7 protein-coding genes are annotated in these 6,145 nt (G+C 49.9%); 5 read left to right on the forward strand and 2 right to left on the reverse strand.

Annotated elements, in window-relative coordinates:
- Position 1 precedes the first annotated feature (1 nt).
- From galT to gpmA, 4 genes are all read left to right on the forward strand, one after another.
- Positions 2-1,048, forward strand: coding sequence for a galactose-1-phosphate uridylyltransferase (galT, locus tag GC128_RS12170; protein WP_151994516.1), 1,047 nt, complete (start codon positions 2-4; stop codon positions 1,046-1,048).
- Positions 1,049-1,050: 2 nt separating this feature from the next.
- On the forward strand, positions 1,051-2,199 hold the full coding sequence (galK, locus tag GC128_RS12175; RefSeq protein ID WP_151994517.1) for a galactokinase: 1,149 nt from the start codon (positions 1,051-1,053) through the stop codon (positions 2,197-2,199).
- A complete protein-coding gene (gene galM / locus GC128_RS12180) occupies positions 2,193-3,233 on the forward strand; it encodes a galactose-1-epimerase (protein ID WP_151994518.1) in 1,041 nt (346 codons plus the stop codon). The genes galK and galM overlap by 7 nt, the downstream gene beginning before the upstream one ends.
- 209 nt (positions 3,234-3,442) lie before the next feature.
- Entirely contained in the window at positions 3,443-4,195 is a 753-nt protein-coding gene (gpmA, locus tag GC128_RS12185) for a 2,3-diphosphoglycerate-dependent phosphoglycerate mutase (RefSeq protein WP_064512586.1), read from the forward strand.
- 63 nt (positions 4,196-4,258) lie between these two features.
- On the opposite strand, the gene aroG is transcribed toward gpmA, so the two are convergent.
- The gene (gene aroG / locus GC128_RS12190) at positions 4,259-5,311 is read right to left on the reverse strand and encodes a 3-deoxy-7-phosphoheptulonate synthase AroG (RefSeq protein ID WP_064512588.1); all 1,053 of its coding nucleotides are present in this window, start codon (positions 5,309-5,311) and stop codon (positions 4,259-4,261) included.
- Between the two features lie 325 nt (positions 5,312-5,636).
- On the opposite strand from aroG, the gene GC128_RS12195 reads away from it, so the two are divergent.
- The gene (locus GC128_RS12195) at positions 5,637-6,008 is read left to right on the forward strand and encodes a YbgS-like family protein (RefSeq protein WP_151994519.1); all 372 of its coding nucleotides are present in this window, start codon (positions 5,637-5,639) and stop codon (positions 6,006-6,008) included.
- Positions 6,009-6,053: 45 nt separating this feature from the next.
- Here GC128_RS12195 and GC128_RS12200 read toward each other — a convergent pair.
- The coding region (locus tag GC128_RS12200; protein ID WP_151993624.1) for an integrase core domain-containing protein at positions 6,054-6,145 on the reverse strand (92 nt) is incomplete at its 5' end.

Consider the following 6,145-nt stretch of genomic DNA (forward strand, 5'->3'; position numbering starts at 1 on the left):
GATGGAGCAGTTTAACCCGGTGGATCATCCACATCGCCGTTTTAACCCCCTAACCGGACAATGGATTCTGGTCTCTCCGCATCGGGCTAAGCGCCCATGGCAAGGGGCCCAGGAAACACCCTCACAGGAAACATTACCGACGCACGATCCGGATTGTTTCTTGTGTCCTGGAAATACGCGCGTCACTGGCGATAAAAATCCGCAATATACCGGCACTTTTGTTTTTACTAACGACTTTGCCGCGCTGATGACGGACACCCCAGACGCGCCTGAAAACAGCGATCCACTTTTACGTTGTGAAAGCGCTCGCGGTACCAGCCGGGTTATCTGCTTCTCCCCAGATCACAGCAAAACGCTACCGCAACTTTCCGTAACAGCACTGGAAGAAGTGGTCAAAACCTGGCAAAAACAGACTGCGGAACTGGGTAAAACCTATCCGTGGGTGCAGGTTTTTGAAAACAAAGGCGCTGCTATGGGCTGCTCCAACCCGCATCCGCACGGCCAGGTTTGGGCAAACAGCTTCCTGCCAAACGAAGTGGCGCGTGAAGATGTGCTGCAGCGTGAATACTTTGCCAAAAATGGCTCGCCGATGCTTGTCGATTACGCACAGCGCGAGCTTAAAGACGGCAGCCGTACGGTGGTAGAAACCGAACACTGGATTGCCGTTGTACCTTACTGGGCAGCCTGGCCGTTCGAAACGCTGCTGCTGCCAAAAACGTATATTCAGCGCATTACCGATCTTAGCGCCGAGCAAAGCAGTGATTTGGCGCTGGCGCTGAAAAAACTGACCAGCCGTTACGACAACCTTTTCCAGTGCTCATTCCCTTATTCCATGGGCTGGCACGGTGCACCGTTTAACGGTGAGGAAAATGGCCACTGGCAGTTGCACGCTCACTTCTATCCGCCACTGCTGCGTAGCGCAACAGTGCGTAAATTTATGGTCGGCTATGAAATGCTGGCTGAAACCCAACGTGATTTAACCGCAGAGCAAGCCGCAGAACGCTTGCGTGCCGTATCCGATATTCACTTTCGCCAATCCGGAGAATAAAAATGAGTCTGAAAGATAAAACCCAACATCTCTTCGCCGAACAATTTGGTTATCCGGCGACCCACACAATTCAGGCTCCAGGCCGGGTTAACCTGATTGGCGAACACACTGATTACAACGACGGTTTCGTTTTGCCTTGTGCCATCGACTACCAGACTGTCATCAGTTGCGCGAAGCGTGATGACCGCCTGGTGCGTGTTATCGCAGCCGATTACGATAACCAAACAGATGAGTTTTCGCTCGATAAACCAATCATGAGCCACGACACACAACAATGGTCCAACTATGTTCGCGGTGTCGTTAAACATCTACAAAAGCGTGATAAAAACTTCGGCGGTGCCGATCTGGTGATCAGCGGTAACGTGCCACAGGGTGCAGGCCTGAGTTCATCGGCATCGCTGGAAGTGGCGGTTGGCACGGTGTTCCAGAAGTTATATCACCTGGCACTTGATGGCTCGCAAATTGCCTTAAATGGCCAGGAAGCTGAAAACCAGTTTGTGGGCTGTAACTGCGGCATTATGGATCAGCTGATTTCAGCGTTAGGCAAAAAAGATCATGCATTGCTGATCGACTGCCGCACGCTCGGCACTAAAGCGGTGTCGATGCCGAAAGGCGTTGCTGTCGTCATTATCAACAGTAACTTCAAACGTACTCTGGTAGGCAGCGAATACAACACCCGCCGTCAGCAATGCGAAACCGGTGCGCGTTTCTTCACGCAGAAAGCACTGCGTGATGTTGAGCTCTCCAAGTTTAATGAAGTCGCTCATGAGCTTGACCCGATTGTTGCGAAACGCGTACGCCACGTCCTGACTGAAAACATCCGCACCGTAGAGGCCGCTGATGCGTTGGCAAAAGGTGATTTAAAACGTATGGGCGTGCTGATGGCTGAATCTCACGCTTCTATGCGCGATGATTTCGAAATCACCGTGCCGCAGATCGATACTTTAGTTGAAATCGTCAAAGCAACTATCGGCGACAAAGGCGGTGTGCGTATGACCGGCGGCGGCTTCGGTGGTTGTATCGTGGCGCTGATTCCGGAAGATTTGGTTCCAACGGTTAAACAGGCTGTCGAAAAACAGTACGAAGCGAAAACCGGTATCAAAGAAACCTTCTATGTTTGCAAACCTTCGGAGGGTGCTGGTCAATGCTAAAAGAGACTCCACAATTCGCACCTGACGGGCAACCGTTCCGCATCTCCACCCTGCGCAATAGCGCGGGGCTGGTTGTCACCGTGATGGACTGGGGCGCTACCCTGCTCTCGTGCCGCGTGCCGATGAAAGACGGCAGCGTGCGCGAAACGCTGCTCGGCTGCGAAACGCCGGAAGATTATCTGAATCAATCCGCTTATCTGGGTGCAACCGTTGGGCGTTATGCCAACCGCATTGCTAACAGCCAGTTTGAGCGCAATGGCGTCACTGTTAAAGTGACAGCAAATCAGGGCGCACATCAGTTGCATGGTGGGCCTGATGGTTTTGACAAACGCCGCTGGCGGATTGTGCGCCAGAACGAGCATGAGGTGCTATATACACTTGATTCTCAAGACGGCGACCAGGGATTCCCCGGTGAGTTGCGCGCAACTGCGCGTTATGCCCTTACCGAAGATAACTGTATCACCGTCGAATTCCGTGCCAAAACCAGTAAACCATGCCCGGTAAATCTGACTAATCACGCTTATTTCAATCTCGATGGTAAGCAAAACGATATTCGTCAACATCGCCTTCAATTGCTGGCAGATAGCTATTTACCCGTCGACAGCAACGGTATCCCGCAAGCTGGACTTGCCGATGTTACGAACACAGGCTTTGATTTCCGCACAGCAAAAACTATCGCCGATGATTTCCTGCATGACAACGACCAGGTGTTGGTGAAAGGCTACGACCACGCTTTCTTGTTGCAGGCGCAAGGTGATGCCAGCCTGCCCGCAGCACATGTCTGGTCGAGCGATAATAAACTGCAAATGACGGTCTATACCACGGCCCCTGCTCTGCAGTTTTATAGCGGCAATTACCTGGAGGGATCGCCTGCAAGAGAGCAAGGTACTTACAGTGCTTATCAGGGCCTGGCGCTCGAAAGCGAGTTCCTGCCGGACAGCCCAAATCACCCTGAATGGCCACAACCCGATTGCTGGTTACAGCCAAATGAAGAGTATTTAAGCATTACAGAATACGAGTTTATTGCGCTTTAAATTTTTCGCCCTCCACAATGGAGGGCGATTCTTATCCTGATCGCTGGATTTCCCACCATTTAGCGACAAAAATATAACAACCATTCACATCCACCTTACACTCCACACTCTTTTTCGCTATGTTAAACGTTTAGCATTGCCGCTTGCCCCTTTGCGGCAATATAATGATAATCGTTATCATTAATCGCAGGCTTATTAAGGAGTAAACTATGGCTGTTACTAAGCTGGTTCTGGTTCGTCACGGTGAAAGCCAGTGGAACAACGAAAACCGCTTCACCGGTTGGTATGACGTTGATCTGTCTGAGAAAGGTAAAACTGAAGCGAAAGCTGCAGGTAAACTGCTAAAAGATGAAGGTTACTCTTTCGACTTTGCTTATACCTCAGTACTGAAACGTGCCATCCATACACTGTGGAATATCCTCGATGAACTGGATCAGGCATGGCTGCCAGTTGAGAAATCCTGGAAGCTAAATGAGCGCCACTACGGTGCACTTCAGGGTCTGAACAAAGCTGAAACTGCCGAGAAATATGGTGATGAGCAAGTTAAGCAATGGCGCCGTGGCTTTGCTATCACGCCTCCAGAGCTGACGCGTGATGACGAACGTTTCCCAGGCCATGACCCACGTTATGCAAGCCTGAGCGATAAAGAGTTGCCGGTAACTGAAAGCCTGGCGCTAACTATCGATCGCGTTATCCCTTACTGGAACGAAACCATTCTGCCACGCATGAAAAGCGGCGAGCGTGTGATTGTTGCCGCTCACGGTAACTCCCTGCGTGCATTGGTTAAATTCCTGGATAACCTGAGCGAAGACGAAATTCTTGAGCTGAATATCCCAACTGGCGTGCCGTTGGTATATGAGTTCGATGAGAACTTCAAACCGCTGAAGCGTTACTATCTGGGCAATGCTGATGAAATCGCAGCAAAAGCCGCAGCGGTAGCAAACCAGGGTAAAGCGAAGTAATTCGTTAGATGTGAAAAAGGCGTGGTGAGAACCACGCCTTTTTTATTATTATCGCGTTAAAACTTAGCCGCGGCGTGCTTTTACTGCATCAGCCAGCTGGCGCAGTACGGTTTCGGTATCTTCCCAACCGATACATGCATCGGTCACGCTCTTGCCATAAACCAGCGGCTCGCTACCTTCCAGGTTCTGGTTGCCTTCTACAAGGTGACTTTCAATCATCACACCAGTAATCGCAGCATCACCACCAGAAATTTGCTGGCAAACATCGGCACAAACTTCCATTTGCTTCTTAAATTGCTTGCTGCTGTTCGCGTGGCTGAAGTCGATCATCACTTGAGCCGGAAGGCCAGCTTTTTGCAGATCAGTTTTCACCTGAGCAACATGCGCTGCGCTGTAGTTTGGCTCTTTGCCGCCGCGCAAGATGATGTGGCAGTCGCCATTTCCGCTGGTAGTCACGATGGCAGAGTGGCCCCATTTAGTCACAGACAGGAAGCAGTGTGGCGCACCAGCTGCATTGATCGCATCGATCGCAACTTTCATGGTGCCGTCAGTGCCATTTTTGAAGCCAACCGGGCATGAAAGGCCAGACGCCAGTTCACGGTGAACCTGAGATTCTGTAGTACGTGCACCAATGGCACCCCAGCTCATCAAGTCCGCCAGATACTGCGGGGTGATCATATCCAGGAACTCACCTGCCGCTGGCAGACCAGAGTCGTTGATATCCAGCAATAATTTACGGGCAATACGCAAGCCATCGTTGATCTGGTAGCTGCTGTCCATATGCGGATCGTTGATCAGACCTTTCCAGCCCACCGTTGTGCGTGGTTTTTCGAAGTAGACACGCATAACGATTTCCAGCTCACCTTGCAATTCTTCACGCAGTGTCAATAAGCGCGCGCCATACTCTTTCGCAGCTTTGATATCGTGAATTGAGCAAGGGCCAATGACAACCAGCAGGCGATCATCATTTCCTTTCAGAATTTTATGAATCGCTTTGCGTGCGCCAGATACGGTTGCGGCGGCTTTTTCAGTGGCGGGGAATTTTTCGAGCAGCGCTACTGGCGGTAAAAGTTCGTTGATTTCTTTAATACGTAAGTCGTCATTCTGATAATTCATGATATTTCCGGGAATGGCCTTGAGATTTAGCTTAGTTGCAATCCTTTCAATCTATCGCTTCAGACCTGAAGTGTAAACGGGCTTTTACACTTCAGGCAGAATATTCCTGGAAACGACCTAAAAAGCGTCAAAAAATGGTAAAAAACCGGTTTCCCGCTACAATTTTTAATTGTTAACACTGAAAAACACTCAATTAGCAAAATTGTATTCTGATGCAGCTTTCATGGCTGACATATTTAGCCGATAAAAGCACCAGGCACAGAATAAAGCCAGTGCACTGTTGGAAGAAGTTATCCAGCAATAACGACCATAACAGGAGCATTAAATGAATAAATTAACTGCACTTTTCCTGACAGCAACCCTTTCTGTAGCAAGCAGTCTGGCAATGGCCGCTGAAACTAGCGGGAGCAATAACGGCCAGGCAAACGCAAGTGCCGAAGCAGGCCAGGTTGCACCCGATGCGAATCAGAATCTCGCACCCAAAAACGTCGATAATAGCAATATCAATAATGGCGGCACTATGCTTCATCCTAATGGCTCAACCAGCAGTAGCGGTATGACCAACGATGGAATGAGCAAAGATGAAATCCATAAAAATTCGATGTGTAAGGACGGGAAATGCCCGGATATGAACAAAAAGGTAGAAACCGGTAGCGGAGATGACGTGAACACGAAAGTGGACGGTACCTCGCAGTAAATTAAGCCCGTGACTAGTCCTGATATAGGTTGACACTTTTCAGCCTTAAAATGCCTGATGAACTTCATCGGGCGTTTTGTATTTTAACGACAGATGCGGACGCCGGGTATTGTAGATTTCTACCGACTCCCTGACCA

The sequence above is a fragment of the Buttiauxella massiliensis genome (genome assembly GCF_902500225.1).
Classification (GTDB): Bacteria; Pseudomonadota; Gammaproteobacteria; order Enterobacterales; family Enterobacteriaceae; genus Buttiauxella; species Buttiauxella massiliensis.

Excerpts from the sequence above, each read along its gene's own strand:
- galT (WP_151994516.1), top strand. The coding sequence starts at position 2 with ATGGAGCAGTTTAACCCGGTGGATCATCCACATCGCCGTTTTAACCCC.
- galK (WP_151994517.1), top strand. The coding sequence starts at position 1,051 with ATGAGTCTGAAAGATAAAACCCAACATCTCTTCGCCGAACAATTTGGT.
- galM (WP_151994518.1), top strand. The coding sequence starts at position 2,193 with ATGCTAAAAGAGACTCCACAATTCGCACCTGACGGGCAACCGTTCCGC.
- gpmA (WP_064512586.1), top strand. The coding sequence starts at position 3,443 with ATGGCTGTTACTAAGCTGGTTCTGGTTCGTCACGGTGAAAGCCAGTGG.
- aroG (WP_064512588.1), bottom strand. The coding sequence starts at position 5,311 with ATGAATTATCAGAATGACGACTTACGTATTAAAGAAATCAACGAACTT.
- GC128_RS12195 (WP_151994519.1), top strand. The coding sequence starts at position 5,637 with ATGAATAAATTAACTGCACTTTTCCTGACAGCAACCCTTTCTGTAGCA.